Raw genomic sequence first — 17842 nt, 5'->3', positions numbered from 1 at the left:
TTTTTGAAATCCGCAATACTTTAAATTATGTACAACTCTAGAATTACCGGTTTGGGGTATCATGTGCCCGACAGTGTGGTGACCAATGACGACCTGTCAAAAATCATGGATACCAGTGATGAATGGATACAGGAACGAACCGGGATCAAAGAACGCCGTCATGCGAAAAAAGGAAAGGATACCACCACATCCATGGGTGTTGCGGCAGCGAAAATTGCCATAGAACGGGCAGGCATTGATAAAGACGATGTTGATTTTATCATTTTTGCCACCTTGAGCCCGGATTACTACTTTCCAGGCCCTGGGGTTTTGGTGCAGCGCGACTTGGGCATCAAAACCGTTGGAGCGTTGGATGTGCGTAACCAATGTTCCGGATTTGTGTACGCGCTTTCAATTGCCGACCAGTATATCAAAAGTGGCACGTACAAACATGTTTTGGTCATAGGTTCAGAAATTCATTCCTACGGATTGGATATGACCACCCGTGGGCGTGCGGTATCCGTCATTTTTGGTGATGGTGCCGGGGCGGCCATTTTGAGCAGGGAAGAAGATACCACAAAAGGTATTCTGTCGTCACATCTTCATTCTGAAGGACAGCATGCCGAAGAACTTTCTTTGATTGCACCGGGCATGGGCAAGCGATGGGTGACCGATATTTTAGAGGATAAAGACAAGGAAGATACCTCGTACTATCCCCACATGAACGGCCAGTTTGTATTCAAAAATGCAGTGGTGCGGTTCAGCGAGGTCATTATGGAAGGCCTTCAAACAAACGGATTGAAACCCTCTGATATCGATTTATTGGTGCCGCATCAAGCCAATCTGCGTATCTCACAGTTCATTCAGAACAAACTTGGGTTGGCAGACGACCATATCTTCAACAATATTATGAGTTACGGCAACACAACTGCTGCATCCATTCCCATCGCATTGACCGAAGCTTGGGAACAAGGCAAGGTCAAAGAAGGCGATTTGGTGGTCTTGGCCGCTTTTGGTAGTGGTTTTACATGGGGCAGTGTGGTGATTCGTTGGTAAATGGGAAAAAGAGCATCAAAACTAACATCACGACAGATTTCCTTTATTGAGCAACAACAACTATTTTTTGTGGCCACTGCCATGAAGGATGGATGCATCAATCTATCTCCAAAAGGATTGGATTCGTTCAAGATTATGAACGAAAATAGAGTACTTTGGCTAAATCTCACCGGAAGTGGAAATGAAACCGGTACCCATTTGGCAAACGATGGTAGAATGACCATTATGTTTTGCGCTTTTGAAGGCCCTCCCATGATTTTACGTCTTTATGGTACTGCCGAAGTCTACCATGACTATGATGTTTTTTGGGAAGAACATATTTCGCTCTTTCCTGAAATAGCTGGCAGTAGGCAACTTATTGACATGAAAGTTGAACTTGTGCAGACCTCTTGTGGTATGGGGGTTCCTTTAATGGTTTATAAAGAGCAGCGTACGAGTCTTGTGCAATGGGCCGAAGATAAAGGTCCCGATGGTTTAAGGGAGTACTGGGAAGAAAAAAACACCTTGAGCCTAGACGGAAAGGAGACAGGCATATTAAAAAAACAACCCTGACTTCCCATGGGGAACGTCAGGGTTTCTTGATAGACCTCAAAGGAACTAACCAACCAAAATTCCATTTAAGGCACATCAATAAATGATTGTTTGGCTGTTGGTGTTATTGCAATTGCTGTTATTCGTTTGACGTTGAATCAGCACTTATGTTACGAAACCAACGCTAATTAACTGTCATGATGAAAAAAAGAAGTCCCGACGGCCAAAGCTGGCTGTCGGGACAGTTCATTGATAAGCTATACTAAACACTAACCATTAACTATAAAAATACAGGCTTACCAATGATATATGCTTTTCTATTTTCTAAAAGACGGCTTTTTTTCGAAATAGTTACAATCTTTGTGCCAGTTTAACACTAGTATTAACATTATGGGCAAGACATTGGTTTTTGGGGCATCACTGAAGCCACATCGTTATAGTAATCTGGCAATACAGCGATTGGTGGCACATCACAAAGATACGGTTGCTTTTGGATTGCGCGAAGGAAATGTCGCAGGAATTTCAGTAACCCAAGACCTGGATACTTTTAACGATATTGATACAATAACGCTGTATTTGGGCCCCCAGCACCAAAAAGAATACTATGATGCCATTATCAACTTGAAACCTCGACGGGTCATTTTTAACCCCGGTACCGAGAACCCCGAATTTTACGAAATCTTAAAAGAAAACAACATCGAGGTTGAGGTCGCTTGTACACTGGTGTTGCTGGGTACAGGGCAGTATTGAGCATCCAGATTCATGGAGATATATTTTCACAATTTTATCAGATACTCAGTCAACTTTTCCTTCGCATTTTCTTCTATTATCTCATAATGGAATGGATAAACATTCTCAAAATCATAATTCAAAAGTTTTTTACAGCTTTTTATCCTTTCTGAAGGATTTTCATAGTCCGCAGGAATTTCATCGGTGAAATCCCTTATTCCGCCCATTTTATCACCATAAAAAGTGTCTCCCGTAAAAAGTGATTTTGATGTTTTTTCTAACAAACAAATTGCTCCGTCGCTGTGTCCCGGGGTGTGAATGACTTGGATATTATCTCCGAATATGGGTATCTCAGTAAAGAAAACATCGGGTTTCATTCGCAACCAAGGATGTTTGGTGTCTGCTTTGTGAGCATAAACCACAAGCCCTATTTCACTCTGCCATTTGGTTCCATCGGAAATTCCACAAGAACCATGGGATAGTATTGCGGCCACAGGTTTATTGAATGAAGTGATGAATTTCCTTACAGCTATGGAATAGGTAGGAATATCAAAAAGCAACACGGTGTCTTCAAGTTCAATGAGATAGGTGTGAACCTTTTCACCATAGAAATATTGGTTGTTGATTTCATAGATGTTCGGTTGCAATTTTTTATAAATAGATTCCTTTTGCATGTTACAAGAACTGAGAAGGAGAAAAATACACACTGTTTGTAAAATCATTTTCATGTTCTTTAAACTCAACGTACCATTACTGTTTATCCTGCTAAGAGTATCCAAGTGTTGATTTTATCCAATACCTTAATCATTGATTTTTTTTAAACGAAAATCTCGGAAAACATTTCCTCAAATTTCAAAAGACACATTTGTTATCTGCTATCGTATTTTTCATCCATTTGTTTTAATACTTCTGGCCAAGCTTCTTTGTGCTGATTTTTTGATTCTTCGTCCAAAAAACCAGAATGTGTCAGTGTCAAATCAGTTCCCCTATTGAGTGGTTCAAACGTTACTTTTACAACTGTTTCTGCACCTTTTGTTCCATTTGGCCCAGTTATCCAAGTCAGTTCAACCAATTCATTTTCCTTGATTCTTAAAAACCGTCCGTAATGTGGTTCTCTTTGTGCTTTTTGGGATGCTTCAAATTTATATTCAGTCTCGAAAAAAAAGGTTGTATTGACTTGCCCCTCCATTATTACGGTGCCAGGCGCTGCAAACCAAGTTTCAAATTCCTGCGTCCATGCTTTAAACAAAGTACTTGGAGTACTTTTCATATTTTTCTTAACCACCAATTCAAGTAATCGATTTGAAAGATCCGGATTTCTAAAGATTTTTTCTTCCATATACGCGGTTTATACCTTTTTTCTATTGATGACTGATATTTACTCAGTTATTTCTTCTAACCATTTAGCGATTTGCTTCTTAAGATTTGCATCCAAAGAGTTGATTTTAATATGTTTTAAGGTATTGCCTTTTCCTTCCAATAAATTGTTTGGATCTTTTAGCTTTTCAATGTTGTAAAACCCTAATGTAATGTGTTTTTTTGCAAACCGCAGATAGGCAAAGTCCTTTCCATTATTGAACACGGGCATTTTCCATTTCAATTCTTCATTGACATTCTGTACCGAGGTATGCACGAGCTCCCTTAGTTCATCAAGTATAGCTATTTGCTGCTCAGATGCTTTGGCTATATATTCTGATATTTGGTTGTTGTAGTTCATTTCTTCGTGCTGGATTTGAGGAAGAAACTCAACAACAACGTGAATGCCACACCCGTTATCAAGTTTCCTACAAATGAATACAGGCTTTGTGATGATGTACTCAAATAGGCCTTTCTTTCTTCAAGTTTTTCATTGAGTTTGTCTTCAGGAACCCCCGTAATCTCCATTTTTATTTTGAGTGCATCGATAGTTTCGGCAACATAGGTCGGATACAGTAGTTCATAAAAGATAACAGTAAAAATAACACTGAAAACTGCCGTTGCTATACTGACCGTAAGACCCTGTATTGCTGCCTCTTTAAATTTAATGCTTCGTCCTAGTGCATCCTTCTTTTTCTTGATGGCGAAGTAAATCGCAAAAAGCAAGAAAAGATACAACATCAAAAAGAGGATGGTCCCCCCTGTCATTTCCGTTTCCAAAACTATTGCCTTGGGGCCAATCAATCTGAGTGCTATGAGTATCAGCATCAGCACGCTGCCAGCTAGGGCAACTACAAATCCATGAACTATGGGTGTCTTTAATTTTGCCATTTCTTTTTCAATTTCAGCTAAATTCAAAGACATTTTAGCAGTATACAACTTAGAACGGTTGGAAAATAGGGTGGATTTACTCGGTTCCAACTTTTTCTAAGACTTTTTTACCATGAAATCGCAACTCTTTTCGATTTTTCAAGCCTGTCTTTTTGTAGATTTTATTGATATGGCTCTTGATGGTCGTGATGTCGACATAAAGCTCATCTGCGATATCTTGATTCTTTTTACCTGAACAAATGAGTTCAATCACTTGTTGCTCCCGTTCTGAAAGTCGTTTTTGATATGCACTTTCGATTTCGTCTGCATTCTTGTTCGCACCCAGGGCCATTCCGAGTCCACAGACCAAGAGGATAAAGGGTACCAACAGCAGCGAATTTATATTGTTTATTTCCACTATTCCATAACTGGCAGAATAATGGAATACATTAAAAATCAGCACTCCTGCTGTTACAAGCAGTGTTAAGAAAACCAAAAGTTTATTTTTCTTGATAAAGTCCATCTTTTACACCATTGCTGTTTTTTGCAAATACACACGTGAAACGATAAGTACAACAAACAATAAAACAAGCAGCATTGAAATGCCCACAGAATCTTTATGGGCAATATGGGCCACCAAGGCGGTCAACAAAAATAGCCCAACACCGGCATAGGCCCATTCTTTGGCATACAGAGGTGCGTTGGGCAAAAGCAGCAGCACTACTGCAATGATTTTAAGAGCGGCAAGCTGAATTCTGAAAAAATCGGGGAAACCCAATTCGCGTACCCCATCAATGACCGCTTTTTGAAATAGGTAGGTATAGGCGCTCCATAAAAGAAAAAGTGCGATGATGATGGTCGATGCCCAATAGGTGATTTTCATTTCAAGCTGTTTTAGTTGTTCGAATCAGCCACAACCCTAAAAATGTCAACAATCCGTTCAACGGCAATAGCTCATACCCCAACACATAACCACCCAAATAGGGGGTTGGTATGTTGGCAAGGGCGGCCGTAATGCCCACAGACAATAGGGCGACAAGCCATACATAGGTATCCATAATTTTATGCTTGGTAAAAATACCAAAAGCAAAAAGGCCCAAGAGTGGCCCGTAGGTGTAGCCCGCAACGGTCAACAACCCATCAATGACGTTTCGGCTCAGCACATATTTAAAAATGATGATGACTACGACCAGCAGCACGCTCATGGCGACATGGGTGCGTTTTCGCAGTTTCTTTTGGTCAGCTCCGGGGCGTTTTTCCAAATCCATAAAATCAATACAGAACGAAGTGGTCAAAGAAGTAAGCGCGCTGTCGGCACTGCTGTATGCTGCTGCAATGAGCCCCAACATAAAGGTTATGGCCAATGTAATGCCCAAGCCACTGTTCAGCGCAATCTCCGGGAAGAGCAAATCGGTCTTTGGGGCGCCATCCATCAGCGGTACGGCAATGCTGTTTTTTTCGGCATAAATAAAGAGCAAGACCCCCAGCAACATGAACAAATAGGTGACCCCTACAAGCACAAAGCTGAACGAGACCATATTTGTTTGGGCATCCTTCAAGTTTTTACAGGTGAGGTTCTTTTGCATCATGTCTTGGTCCAATCCTGTCATGCAAATGGTGATGAACATGCCCCCAACAAAAGATTTCAGAAAGTGGTTGCGGGCCAAAAAATCTTCCGTAAAGAGAAATTTGTTGTATTGTTTCAGCTCTGGGGAGGCCAGAAATTCACCAAAGGTCCAATCCAATTCACGGTTGATGAAAATGATGCTCAAAATAACGGCCAAAATCATAAAGAGCGTCTGTAGGGTGTCCGTCCAAACAATGGTTTTGATTCCGCCTCGAGCGGTATAGATCCATATCAACAGAATCGATATGATTACCGTTATCTCAAACGGAACTCCAAAATCGTCAAACACAAACTGTTGCAGCACAATGGCGACCAAAAAAAGACGAAAAGCAGCACCCAACACACGTGAGATAAAAAAGAAAAAAGCCCCAGTTTTATGGCTGGTGGGCCCAAAACGGTCTAACAGGTATTCGTAGATAGAGGTCAAATTGAGCCGATAGTAAATCGGCAACAACACAAAGGCAACCACAAAATACCCTACGAGGTAGCCCAAAACCACCTGCATATAGCTGAACTCTGAAGCTTCGACCCAGCCCGGCACAGAGATAAAGGTGACCCCCGAAAGGGAAGCCCCGACCATGCCAAAGGCAACCAGATACCATGGCGATTGCCGACCTGCTTTAAAGAAATCGGCGTTTGAATCGTTCTTGCCCGTAAAATAAGAAATCAGCAATAGCACCAAGAAGTATGCTGCTATCAATAAAAGTATTTGTGTTGGCGACATGCAGAAAATTTGCCATGCAAAGTACAAAATACAATTTCATCAATGTAAAATCGTAATTTTGTTCGGTATGGAATTTTCATCAAAACTGTTGGAAAACGCAGTGTACGAAATGAGTCAATTGCCAGGTATCGGTAGGCGAACGGCGCTTCGATTGGTGTTGCACTTATTGAAACAACCTGAGGGCCAGACCCAGCATTTGGCAGCTGCACTGTCAAAACTGCGTGAGGAGGTCAACTTCTGCAAAAGTTGCCATAATATCTCTGACACCGAAATCTGTGAGATTTGTGCCAGCTCCAAGCGTGACCAAAGTCTGATCTGTGTAGTGGAGGACATCCGTGATGTGATGGCCATAGAGAACACGTCGCAATACAACGGACTCTACCATGTTTTGGGCGGAAAGATTTCACCGATGGAAGGCGTGGGGCCACAAGAACTGAATATTGCCACCTTGGTTGATAAAATCAGGGCGGGTGGCGTTCGGGAACTGATTTTTGCTTTGAGCTCAACGATGGAAGGTGATACCACCAACTTTTACATTTACAAACAGTTGGAAGGTTTAGAGGTACAGACCTCGACCATTGCCCGTGGTATCTCGGTGGGCGATGAACTCGAATATGCCGATGAGGTTACCTTGGGCCGCAGTATTTTGAACCGCGTGCCGTTTGAAAGTTCCATCAAGGCAAGCTGATGAATAAAATTCAAAAATAAGACGGTTAAATTGTTATTTTTGCAAAATAGAAACTAGAAAAAGGCCGTTAGATAAGAATATGTCAAAGTTCGAGCTGAAATTACCGCAAATGGGCGAAAGTGTTGCCGAGGCAACATTGACTGCTTGGTTGAAAGAAGTGGGCGATACCATTGAGATGGACGAACCCATTTTTGAGATTGCCACCGACAAGGTCGACTCTGAAGTGCCCAGTGAGGTAGAGGGCAAATTGGTCGAAAAAAGATTTGAGGTCGATGATGTCATCAAAGTCGGCGAGGTGGTGGCTGTAATTGAAACAGAGGGTGAGGTCGAAGATGTCAAGGATTCCATTGAAACATCCACTACAGAAAAAGTGGAAGAAAAAGAACCTGAGGCAGCAGTTGCCATTGAGAAAGACATACAAACAGCGGCAGCATCAGTGGCTGCCACACCAACACCGGATTTTTCAAGTTCAGAACGTTTTTATTCCCCACTGGTACGAAACATTGCCAAAGAAGAAGGCATATCCATGGCAGAACTCGAAACCATTCCTGGTACGGGCAAAGAAGGCCGTGTGACCAAAAATGATATTCTTTCCTTTATCGAGAACCGTGGCAGCAATGGTAGTAGAGCCACGGCCAAAACCGAAGAAAAAGCGCAATCGGAAAAACAGAGCGTTCAAACAACAACAACAGCTGCCCAACAGCCAAGTACGGTATCGGCAAAAGAGGGCGATGAGGTCATTCCGTTGACCCGAATGGGCAAACTGATTGCCCATCACATGGTAGAGAGTGTGTCAACATCAGCCCATGTACAGAGTTTTGTTGAGGTTGATGTGACCAATGTCGTCAACTGGCGCAACAAGGTCAAAAAGCGATTTGAAGAGCGAGAAGGCGAGAAACTGACCTTTACTCCAATTTTTATGGAAGCTGTTGCCACTGCGCTAAAAAAATATCCCATGATAAATATTTCTTTGGATGGCGATAGTGTCATCAAAAAGAAAAATATCAATCTGGGCATGGCAGCTGCCCTACCTGACGGAAACCTTATCGTACCCGTCATCAAGAATGCCGACCAACTCAATTTGGTGGGCATGGCCAAAACAGTGAACGATTTGGCCAACCGCGCACGAAACAACGCTTTAAAACCCGATGAGGTGAAAGATGGCACGTACACTGTGACCAATGTGGGCACTTTTGGCAGTGTATTTGGCACACCCATCATCAACCAGCCCCAAGTGGGCATTTTGGCCCTGGGTGCCATTCGAAAAATGCCCTCGGTGATTGAAACCCCAGAAGGGGATTTTATCGGCATTCGCAGCAAAATGTTCTTGTCGCACAGCTACGACCACCGCATCGTGAACGGAGCCTTAGGGGGCATGTTCGTTAAAGAGGTGGCCGACTACCTTGAGGCATGGGACGTTAACAGAGAAATCTAGAAAACCGATTCTTTTTTAGGGCTACTATTGTTACTTTTGGTTTTCAACCTATAGCCCATGAAGTTCATTTGCCCAATCTTTTTTTTGATGCTGGCATTCACCGTGAATTCGCAGGATTCGCTTTCATACCAAAAGTTGATATTTGAAGGCGAAAACGGAATCATGCCCTTTCGTTTGTTGTTGCCCGAAAATTATGACGAAACCAAAGAATACCCTTTGGTTCTGGTACTGCACGGCTCTGGAGAGCGTGGTGATGACAATGAATCCCAATTGGTGCATGGTTCCGGTTTATTTCTGAAGGATGAAGTTCGTGAAAAGTATCCTGCCATCGTGGTTTTTCCGCAGTGTGAGGCCAACAGTTCATGGGCCAAAATTGATGTAAAGGGCGAATGGGGCAAACGCGAGTTCATTTTTTATGAAGATGCCGAGCCAACACCAGACATGCTGCTATTGGAGGAATTGTTGAAACGGTTAAAAAGGAAATATTCCATAGATTCGGATAGAATGTATGTCGGGGGCCTCTCCATGGGCGGTTTCGGTACTTTTGAACTCGTACGGCGAAACCCCAAAATGTTTGCTGCCGCCTTTCCGATTTGTGGGGGTGCGAATCCTGCGATTGCAAAAAAACTGAAGAAAGTGGCTTGGTGGGTGTTTCATGGTGATGCCGATATTGTCGTACCGCCCAAGTATTCCACACAAATGGTCGATGCGCTTAAATCTGTCGGGGCAGAAGTGAAATATTCCCTTTACCCCGATGTGGAGCACAACAGCTGGGAAAACGCCTTTACAGAACCTGAGCTGCTGCCATGGCTTTTTTCAAAATCCAAATAATCCCAAATCATGAAACTGCAACTGACCAGACCTATCTGTTTTTTTGACCTTGAGACCACGGGTATCAATGTGGCCAAAGACCGCATTGTTGAGATTTCCATCCTGAAAGTGCATCCCAACGGAAACAGAGAGAGCAAGACCTGGCTCGTAAATCCTGAAATGGAAATACCCGAGGCCGTAGTGGCCGTTCATGGTATTTCAAATGAGAAGGTGGCCAATGAACCGACCTTCAAACAGCTTTCCAAAGAAATCCATAACATGATCAAGGACAGTGATCTGGCGGGCTTTAATTCAGACCGTTTTGATATTCCGCTTTTGGCGGAAGAAATGCTGCGTGCCGAAGTCGATTTTGACATGAAAAACCGTGTTTCGGTCGACGTGCAGACCATTTTTCACAAAAAAGAACAGCGCACCTTGAGCGCGGCCTACAAATTCTATTGTGATAAAAGTTTGGATGATGCCCATAGCGCTGAAGCGGATACCAATGCCACGTATGAGGTCTTATTGTCACAGTTGGAGCGATACCCCGACCTTGAAACGGATGTAAAAAAGTTGTCGAAATACACCACCCGAAAACGTACCGTTGATTTTGCCGGATTCATCATTTGGGATGAAGATGACGAACCCGCATTTTCTTTTGGGAAGCATAAGGGCAAAAAAGTGGATGTGGTACTTGAGGAAGAACCCGGCTATTTTGGCTGGATATTGAATGCCGATTTTCCACTCTACACCAAAAAAGTGCTCACACAGCTAAAGTTGCGTAAATTGAACAATAAACTGGTATAGCAAGTGTCGGTTTGAGGTTACTATTTTATTAGAAATCGAAAAAGTTTAAAGAATTACGAATTACGAATTACGAATTACGAATTACGAATTACGAATTACGAATTACGAATTACGAATTACGAATTACGAATTTTCTACTTAGGTGCTTAAGGCTTGCTATACTTGTAAATGGAATCTAGAATTAAAAAACAGGTTCAAATGCAAATTCCAAGAAGAATCAATTTCTTTTATTAACCATTAACCATTAACCATTAACCATTAACCATTAACCATTAACCATTAACCATTAACCATTAACCATTGCATGAAATTGATTTGTATCGGTAGAAACTACGCTGCCCATATTGATGAGCTGAACAATGAGCGCCCCGAAGAGCCCGTGGTCTTCATTAAACCCGATTCGGCGGTGCTTCCCAAGGAACAGGATTTCTACATTCCTGGATTTTCAAATGATGTGCATTATGAAGTCGAGGTTTTGGTGAAAATCAAAAAAGTGGGCAAACATATTGCCGAACGGTATGCACATAAATATTATGATGAAGTTGGTCTGGGCATTGACTTTACGGCTCGCGACCTGCAATCAAAACTCAAGGAAAAGGGGCTACCTTGGGAAAAGGCCAAGGGTTTTGACGGGGCGGCGGTCATCGGTAGATGGGTACCCAAGGAAAAATACCCAAATCTGAATCAGCTTAGATTTGAGCTGAAAAAAAATGGTGAGGTCGTTCAGTCAGGCGACACCGGTTTGATGCTGTGGAAAGTAGACGAACTTATCGCCTACGTCTCTACGTTTTTTATGCTCAAAAAAGGCGATGTCATTTTCACGGGCACCCCTGCCGGTGTTGGTAAAGTAGCGTCAAATGACTACCTTTCAGGTACGATTGAAGGCGAAGAACTGTTCGCGATTACCGTAAGATAATGATTTACAGTCTAGACAAGGTGAATGAAATGGCCGAAGGCGATGAAGATTTCGTCGTGTCGGTAATCTCTGTTTTTTTAGAAGAAGTGCCCGAAGATCTTTCAGGGTTGGAAACTGCCATTGCCAAAAAAAATTATGAGCAGGTATACAAATTGGCCCATAAAATAAAGCCCAATGTTGATTTATTGGGAATGGAGCAAACCCGGGCCACCGCTTTAGAAATTGAAACTTTGGGCAAAAGCGAAGCGAACATGGGCGAGATAGAACAGAAGTTTCCCCTGCTCAAAAAAGATGTGGAGCAAGTCATCTCAGAGCTGCGAAAAGATTTTGACCTCTGATTACTACAAACTACCACCCAACCCTTTTGGTTATTTTTGCCGCCAGTAAACGTTAAAAGTGCTATGCAGGCAGAAATCATTACCATTGGTGACGAAATCTTGATTGGTCAGATAATAGATTCCAATTCAGCATTTATCGCAAAAGAGCTCAATAAGATAGGAGTTTCTGTCTATCAGATCACCTCTGTTCAAGATGATCGACAACACATTCTCGATGCACTTGAAGAAGCAAATCGAAGGTCGCAGGTGGTCATCTTGACAGGTGGTTTGGGCCCGACCAAAGATGACATCACCAAGCATACATTATGCGATTTTTTTGGGGATGAACTGACACAAGATGGTGCCACGCTTGCCCATATCGAGATGCTTTTTGAAAAATTCATTTCCACACCCATTTCTGATTTGAACCGAAAGCAAGCCTTGGTGCCGACCAAGGCAATTGTGCTTAAGAATAAGTACGGGACAGCACCGGGTCTTTGGATGGAGCGTAATGGCTCGGTCTTCGTATCGCTTCCGGGGGTGCCCTTTGAAATGAAAAACTTGGTTGCTGACGAGGTCATTCCAAGAATTGTCAAAAAATACGAACGTCCGCATATCCTCCACAAGACCATCATGACATACGGATTGGGTGAAAGTGCCGTGGCCAATAAAATTGAGGGTTGGGAGAATAACCTTCCACCCTTTGTAAAATTGGCTTATTTGCCCAGTTTAGGAAGGGTTAGGCTTCGTCTGACCGCCAAGGGTTTGGACAAAGATCTGCTCTACCAGACCGTTGAAGCAGAAACCCAGAAGTTGTACCCCCTGATTGGCGACATCATTTACGGCGTTGAAGAAGATGAGAGTATCGAAGCCCTAGTTGCCAAATTGTTGACCGATAAGAACATGACCTTGTCCACCGCTGAAAGCTTTACCGGAGGTAAAATTGCGGAGCACATCACTTCGATTCCGGGCGCATCAAACTATTTTAAAGGCACGGTTGTGAGCTATGCCACGGAAACCAAAATACGGTTGTTGGGTATTGACCCTGAGCTTATTGAAAAACATTCTGTGGTGAGTGGGCAGGTGGCGGTGGCCATGGCCAAAAACGTCAAGCAAATTTTAGACACTGATTTCTCCATTGCCACTACAGGCAATGCCGGGCCCTCTAAAGGTGACTCAGATGCCGATGTTGGCACGGTCTACATTGCCATCAGCACACCCGAGCGAACCTTTGCCCAAGAATTTATAATGGGCAACCATCGCGAACGCATTGTGCAAAAGTCTGTCAACAAGGCTTTTGAGCTGTTACAAAAAGAAATTTTAAATTTCTGAGTTCGTCAGTTGTAGCATCCATAGAAAAGACCTAAATTTGCACCCGCAATTAAAATAACGCAAAGCAAAAGGCGATGTCTAAAGTTTGTGAAATAACAGGTAAGAAGGTGATGTTCGGCAACAACGTTTCCTTTTCCATCAACAAGACGAGAAGGAGATTTGATGCCAATATCTCTAAAAAAAAGTTTTATGTTCCTGAAGAGGACCGCTGGGTAACGCTCAACGTATCCGCAAAGGGCATCAAGATTATCAACAAAAGAGGTATTTCTGAAGCTTTGAAAGAGGCAAGGGCCAAAGGTTACACCAAGTAAACCACCTCTGGGTAAGCCCCAGAAGGCATTGAAATAAAACAAACCTTAGATTTCGACCATAGCGTCGGAGTATTATAAATCTCGATTATCGAGTAAGTTAGTGAAAGATGGCAAAGAAAGGCAATAGAATTCAGGTGATTTTAGAGTGTACCGAGCATAAAGACTCAGGCATGCCCGGCACTTCACGTTATATCACGACAAAGAACAAGAAAAATACGCCAGACCGAATTGAGTTGAAAAAATTCAACCCGATTCTGAAGCGCATGACAATTCACAAAGAGATAAAATAAGATATCCGCTTTCGCGGATATGAAAAAATATAGATTCATGGCAAAGAAGACAGTTGCAACGTTACAATCAAGCTCTAAGCGTTTGACCAAGGCCATCAAAATGGTCAAGTCGCCCAAAACCGGAGCCTACACTTTTGTAGAATCCGTTATGGCACCCGAAAATGTCAATGATTGGTTGAACAAGTAGTAAGACCAAACCATATATCGTATTGAAAGCCGCTTTTGAGCGGCTTTTTTTATGGCGAGGAAGAAGTGACCAAGCAATCCGTAAAAATAATTAAAAGGATTGCTTCATCTTGAATTTTCAAGATTCGCAATAAAACTGCACACTTCACTATCTTTGGCCTTCAACCGAATACAGCGATGAGTTTATTCAAAAAGATTTTCTCAAAAGACAAGAAAGAGACCCTTGATAAAGGCCTCGAAAAGAGCAAAACCAGCTTTTTTGGCAAGTTGAGCAAGGCCGTTGCAGGCAAATCCAAGGTTGATGATGAGGTGTTGGACAATCTTGAGGAAGTTCTGGTCACCTCAGATGTCGGGGTAAATACCACATTGAAAATCATTGAACGCATTGAAGAACGGGTATCCCGCGATAAATATATGGGTACCGATGAGCTGAACACTATTCTACGAGAAGAGATTGCCGCATTGCTTTCAGAGACCCATGTGGGTGAAGAACAAGAGTTTTCAATCCCTCAGGACAAGAAACCTTATGTCATCATGGTAGTGGGCGTGAACGGGGTCGGCAAGACCACAACCATTGGCAAATTGGCCCACCAATTCAAAAACCAAGGTCTCAATGTGGTACTTGGTGCCGCAGATACATTTCGTGCTGCCGCCATTGACCAGTTGCAGGTTTGGGGCGAACGGGTCGACGTGCCGATAGTAAAGCAAAAAATGGGAAGCGATCCCGCCTCTGTGGCTTTTGACACCTTAAATTCCGCAGTGGCCGAAAATGCCGATGTCGTATTGATTGATACCGCTGGCCGATTGCACAACAAGGTAAATTTGATGAACGAGCTTACCAAAGTGAAACGGGTCATGCAAAAAGTAGTGCCCGGTGCACCACACGATGTGTTGCTGGTGTTGGATGGCTCTACCGGTCAAAATGCCTTTGAACAGGCGAAGCAGTTCACCAAAGCTACCGAAGTGACCAGTTTGGCCGTGACCAAACTCGATGGCACCGCAAAAGGTGGCGTGGTCATCGGTATTTCAGACCAGTTTCAAATACCCGTAAAATATATCGGGGTAGGTGAGGGCCTAGAAGACCTACAGGTCTTTAATAAATATGAATTTGTGGATTCGTTTTTCAATCTTGAGAGTTGAAGTATTTCGTAACATTTTTGACGATTACTGTTTTTGTTATTTCTGCGAATGCCCAAATAGCGCACCCTAAAGCCAGTCCCTTTTCAAAAATTGAGCAAGAGATCGGCCTCTCAAAAATCACCGCTGAATATTCACGACCTGCGGTTCGTGGGCGTCACGTTTTTGGTCCACAAAAAGATGGGCAACAGGGTTTGGTGCCTTACGGTCGCATTTGGCGGGTTGGGGCGAATGAGAGCACCAAAATCACGGTTGATACCGATATGCAGGTCATGGAAAATGACCTACCAAAAGGAACCTATGCACTGTATGCTTTTCCCGAAGAAGGTAAGTGGCAAATTGCCTTTCATACCAATATTTCGCATTGGGGCGATGGGCGAAAAAAATACGATGCCGATGAAGATTTGTTCCGTATCACCGTTAAACCACAGACAACTCCCTATCATCAAGAGAATTTTTTAATGGCCTTTGATAGTATCACCCACCATTCTGCTAACCTGAACCTGATTTGGGCGAGTACCAAAGTCACCATTCCCTTTTTGGTGGATACGGATGCCCAGATGGAAATTGAAATTGCGAAACAAATCAACAATAATCCTACCGCCCAGACCTACTATGAGGCCGCCCGCTACTTGCAAGAGCAGGGCAAGGATTTTGAGCGGGCTTTGAAGTATTCGAACAAGGCCATTGAAATTGGGGGCGACACCTATTACTTTCACCGTGTCAAAAGTTTGGTGCAGGCAGAACTCGGTGACCATAGGGCGGCGATTGCCTCTGCCGAAAAATCACGTATCTTGGCAAATGCGCAGGACAAAGATGAGTTTGTGCGCATGAACGAAAAAAATATCAAAAAGTGGAAGGCTTTGCTTTCTGATAACTAACATAACAGCTCCCCTCCATAGTCAGGGAGGGGTGGATTATCCGCCATAAGCGGATAAGACGGAGTGGATTGCCTGTACTGAGCGCAGTCGAAGTACCACCCCCCCTTCCGTTCCCGTAAATGCGGGACCACCTTCCCCCGAATGTGGGAAGGAGTTTACTGAATTATACTATGAAAAAATTTCTCCTACCCATTTTGTTGTTGTTGCTGATTACAGCCTGCAAGCAAGAACCGAAAAGTACCAAACCTATTGTTCTATGGCAATCGTATAACGATTCTGCTGAGGTGGCAGCCAATGCGGATCACGAATCGGAACGTATGCGGTACAAATTCATACAGTCAAAGGTGTCGGACAAAAATGAGGTGTTTTTGCCCTTGTATGCCGAGGTTTCCCAATTTTCTGATTCGACATACAAAATGATGAAGCCCTTGGTGCTGGAGCAAGACATTCCATCCATCCAAAAAAGTATTTCCGTAGGAAAGTTCTCTTATGAAGATTTGGTCTTGTTTTACCTGCACCGCATCTACAAATACGAATTGCCCAATGAAACGACTCTGAATACGGTCATCGCCCTCAATCCTGATGTGCTTGAAGAAGCCCGAAAATTGGATGCCAATGCCGAAGGAAAACACCCTATTTACGGTATGCCCATTTTATTGAAGGATAATATCGGCACTGAGGGAATGAAAACTACGGCTGGAGCAATTGCCCTTATGGATAACACCACTGACGATGCTTTTATAGTGACACGTCTAAAAGAAAAAGGGGCATTGATTCTGGGGAAGGCAAATCTCAGTGAATGGGCCAATTTTATCTGTGCAGTTTGTCCAAACGGGCAGAGTGCCGTCGGCGGGCAAACGCTGAATCCGTATGGGCGCCGGGTGTTTGATACCGGTGGGTCGAGCGCGGGCAGTGGTACATCAACTGCGGCAAATTATGCCGTAGCCGCGATCGGAACCGAAACTTCGGGTTCCATACTATCACCATCGAGCCAGAATTCCGTGGTTGGGCTCAAACCTACTATTGGTTTATTGAGCAGAACGGGTATCGTGCCCATCTCAAGTACTTTAGACACCCCTGGCCCCATGACCAAGAATGTTGCCGACAACGCCATTTTGTTGGATGCCCTTTTGGGGAAGGATGCAGAAGATTCTAAATCAGTGGAGGGTTACGACGGTATGCTTTCGTCATACCTGAACCCAAAGCCTTTGAACGAATTACGCCTTGGCGCCATGAAGAGCTTGATGGAGGCCGACTCGATTTATGGGGAAACCATTGCAAGACTCAAAGAAGCGGGAGCTGAAATTGTTGAGTTTGACCCACCTGAAGTTGCTATGGATGGATTTTTGAGCGTTTTGAACATCGATATGAAAAATGACCTTCCTGCATATTTAGAATCACAAGTAAAGAATACAGATGCAGTTACCATAGGCTCTGTAGCCGATGTGGTCCGGTTCAACAGTGAGGACAGTACGGTTCGTATACCTTACGAACAGGCACGATTAGATAGCATTTTGACCGACCCAACTTCAGAGGAAGGGTTAGTTGAGATCAAAGAAAGATTGAAAAAGAACGGACAAAAGTTTTTTGATTCCGCTTTGGATGAGCATGATTTAGATGCCATACTTTCCATCAACAATTGGCATGCGGGCCATGCCGCGGTTGCGGAATATCCTGCACTGACCATCCCAATGGGGTATAAAGAAAGTGGTGAACCTATCAGTTTGACGTTTATCTCAAAACCTTTTCAAGAAGCTGAGCTATTGCGGATGGGAAAATCTTTTGAGCAACTGACCAGGGCAAGGAAAATTCCTGAAAGCTATAAAGAGTAGGCATCCACTTTTTTACAAAGCACTTTCA

The 17842-nt window shown here is 43.3% G+C and carries 23 protein-coding genes; 16 read left to right on the top strand and 7 right to left on the bottom strand.

Annotated features, from left to right (window positions below):
- The first annotated feature begins 27 nt into the window (after positions 1-27).
- The 3 genes from AAAH86_RS14775 to AAAH86_RS14765 all read left to right on the top strand — a co-directional run bounded on the left by AAAH86_RS14775 (position 28) and on the right by AAAH86_RS14765 (position 2316).
- Positions 28-1035 (top strand): beta-ketoacyl-ACP synthase III, encoded by a 1008-nt coding sequence (locus tag AAAH86_RS14775; RefSeq protein ID WP_343488438.1) that lies wholly within the window; start codon positions 28-30, stop codon positions 1033-1035.
- Positions 1036-1587, top strand: a complete 552-nt coding sequence (locus AAAH86_RS14770; RefSeq protein WP_343488437.1) for a pyridoxamine 5'-phosphate oxidase family protein — start codon at positions 1036-1038, stop codon at positions 1585-1587.
- A gap of 369 nt (positions 1588-1956) precedes the next feature.
- A complete protein-coding gene (locus tag AAAH86_RS14765) occupies positions 1957-2316 on the top strand; it encodes a CoA-binding protein (RefSeq protein ID WP_343488436.1) in 360 nt (119 codons plus the stop codon).
- Between the two features lie 26 nt (positions 2317-2342).
- Here the strand turns inward: AAAH86_RS14765 and AAAH86_RS14760 are convergent, their stop codons facing one another.
- From AAAH86_RS14760 to AAAH86_RS14730, 7 genes are all read right to left on the bottom strand, one after another.
- The gene (locus AAAH86_RS14760; RefSeq protein ID WP_343488435.1) at positions 2343-2969 is read right to left on the bottom strand and encodes an MBL fold metallo-hydrolase; all 627 of its coding nucleotides are present in this window, start codon (positions 2967-2969) and stop codon (positions 2343-2345) included.
- A 194-nt stretch (positions 2970-3163) separates the two neighbouring features.
- Positions 3164-3634, bottom strand: coding sequence for an SRPBCC domain-containing protein (locus AAAH86_RS14755; RefSeq protein ID WP_343488434.1), 471 nt, complete (start codon positions 3632-3634; stop codon positions 3164-3166).
- A gap of 39 nt (positions 3635-3673) precedes the next feature.
- The gene (locus AAAH86_RS14750) at positions 3674-4012 is read right to left on the bottom strand and encodes a DUF1801 domain-containing protein (RefSeq protein WP_343488433.1); all 339 of its coding nucleotides are present in this window, start codon (positions 4010-4012) and stop codon (positions 3674-3676) included.
- Positions 4009-4575: a DUF4199 domain-containing protein gene (locus AAAH86_RS14745; RefSeq protein ID WP_343488432.1), complete on the bottom strand. Its 567-nt coding sequence runs from the start codon at positions 4573-4575 to the stop codon at positions 4009-4011. Before AAAH86_RS14745 ends, AAAH86_RS14750 begins: the two co-directional genes overlap by 4 nt.
- Before the next feature lie 43 nt (positions 4576-4618).
- Positions 4619-5044, bottom strand: coding sequence for a helix-turn-helix transcriptional regulator (locus AAAH86_RS14740; protein ID WP_343488431.1), 426 nt, complete (start codon positions 5042-5044; stop codon positions 4619-4621).
- 3 nt (positions 5045-5047) lie between these two features.
- Positions 5048-5404 (bottom strand): DoxX family protein, encoded by a 357-nt coding sequence (locus tag AAAH86_RS14735; RefSeq protein WP_343488430.1) that lies wholly within the window; start codon positions 5402-5404, stop codon positions 5048-5050.
- 1 nt (position 5405) lies between these two features.
- Complete coding sequence (locus tag AAAH86_RS14730) at positions 5406-6872, bottom strand: sodium:solute symporter (protein WP_343488429.1); 1467 nt, start codon at positions 6870-6872, stop codon at positions 5406-5408.
- Between the two features lie 67 nt (positions 6873-6939).
- Here AAAH86_RS14730 and recR point away from each other — a divergent pair, with 67 nt between their 5' ends.
- From recR to AAAH86_RS14665, 13 genes are all read left to right on the top strand, one after another.
- Entirely contained in the window at positions 6940-7560 is a 621-nt protein-coding gene (recR, locus tag AAAH86_RS14725) for a recombination mediator RecR (RefSeq protein WP_343488428.1), read from the top strand.
- Positions 7561-7639: 79 nt separating this feature from the next.
- A complete protein-coding gene (locus AAAH86_RS14720; RefSeq protein ID WP_343488427.1) occupies positions 7640-8995 on the top strand; it encodes a dihydrolipoamide acetyltransferase family protein in 1356 nt (451 codons plus the stop codon).
- A gap of 87 nt (positions 8996-9082) precedes the next feature.
- The gene (locus AAAH86_RS14715) at positions 9083-9826 is read left to right on the top strand and encodes an alpha/beta hydrolase-fold protein (RefSeq protein WP_343488426.1); all 744 of its coding nucleotides are present in this window, start codon (positions 9083-9085) and stop codon (positions 9824-9826) included.
- A gap of 9 nt (positions 9827-9835) precedes the next feature.
- Positions 9836-10612 (top strand): exonuclease domain-containing protein, encoded by a 777-nt coding sequence (locus AAAH86_RS14710; protein WP_343488425.1) that lies wholly within the window; start codon positions 9836-9838, stop codon positions 10610-10612.
- A 304-nt stretch (positions 10613-10916) separates the two neighbouring features.
- Positions 10917-11528, top strand: coding sequence for a fumarylacetoacetate hydrolase family protein (locus tag AAAH86_RS14705; RefSeq protein ID WP_343488424.1), 612 nt, complete (start codon positions 10917-10919; stop codon positions 11526-11528).
- Positions 11528-11866 carry an Hpt domain-containing protein gene (locus AAAH86_RS14700; protein ID WP_343488423.1) on the top strand — a complete coding sequence of 113 codons (339 nt, stop codon included), beginning with the start codon at positions 11528-11530 and terminating at the stop codon, positions 11864-11866. Before AAAH86_RS14705 ends, AAAH86_RS14700 begins: the two co-directional genes overlap by 1 nt.
- A gap of 63 nt (positions 11867-11929) precedes the next feature.
- On the top strand, positions 11930-13177 hold the full coding sequence (locus AAAH86_RS14695; RefSeq protein ID WP_343488421.1) for a competence/damage-inducible protein A: 1248 nt from the start codon (positions 11930-11932) through the stop codon (positions 13175-13177).
- Between the two features lie 74 nt (positions 13178-13251).
- Positions 13252-13488, top strand: coding sequence for a 50S ribosomal protein L28 (rpmB, locus tag AAAH86_RS14690; RefSeq protein ID WP_343488420.1), 237 nt, complete (start codon positions 13252-13254; stop codon positions 13486-13488).
- A 107-nt stretch (positions 13489-13595) separates the two neighbouring features.
- The gene (rpmG, locus tag AAAH86_RS14685) at positions 13596-13778 is read left to right on the top strand and encodes a 50S ribosomal protein L33 (protein WP_343488419.1); all 183 of its coding nucleotides are present in this window, start codon (positions 13596-13598) and stop codon (positions 13776-13778) included.
- Between the two features lie 37 nt (positions 13779-13815).
- A complete protein-coding gene (locus AAAH86_RS14680; protein WP_343488417.1) occupies positions 13816-13965 on the top strand; it encodes a DUF4295 domain-containing protein in 150 nt (49 codons plus the stop codon).
- Positions 13966-14141: 176 nt separating this feature from the next.
- Positions 14142-15104 (top strand): signal recognition particle-docking protein FtsY, encoded by a 963-nt coding sequence (ftsY, locus tag AAAH86_RS14675; protein WP_343488416.1) that lies wholly within the window; start codon positions 14142-14144, stop codon positions 15102-15104.
- A complete protein-coding gene (locus AAAH86_RS14670; protein ID WP_343488414.1) occupies positions 15101-15982 on the top strand; it encodes a DUF2911 domain-containing protein in 882 nt (293 codons plus the stop codon). The genes ftsY and AAAH86_RS14670 overlap by 4 nt, the downstream gene beginning before the upstream one ends.
- Positions 15983-16152: 170 nt before the next feature.
- Positions 16153-17814 (top strand): amidase family protein, encoded by a 1662-nt coding sequence (locus AAAH86_RS14665; protein ID WP_343488413.1) that lies wholly within the window; start codon positions 16153-16155, stop codon positions 17812-17814.
- The last annotated feature ends 28 nt before the right edge of the window (positions 17815-17842 follow it).

The sequence above is a fragment of the Allomuricauda sp. d1 genome (assembly GCF_039592695.1).
Classification (GTDB): Bacteria; Bacteroidota; Bacteroidia; order Flavobacteriales; family Flavobacteriaceae; genus Flagellimonas_A.
The sequence above is the reverse complement of the archived record's forward strand: the minus strand, read 5'-3'. Positions and strand labels throughout refer to the sequence as shown.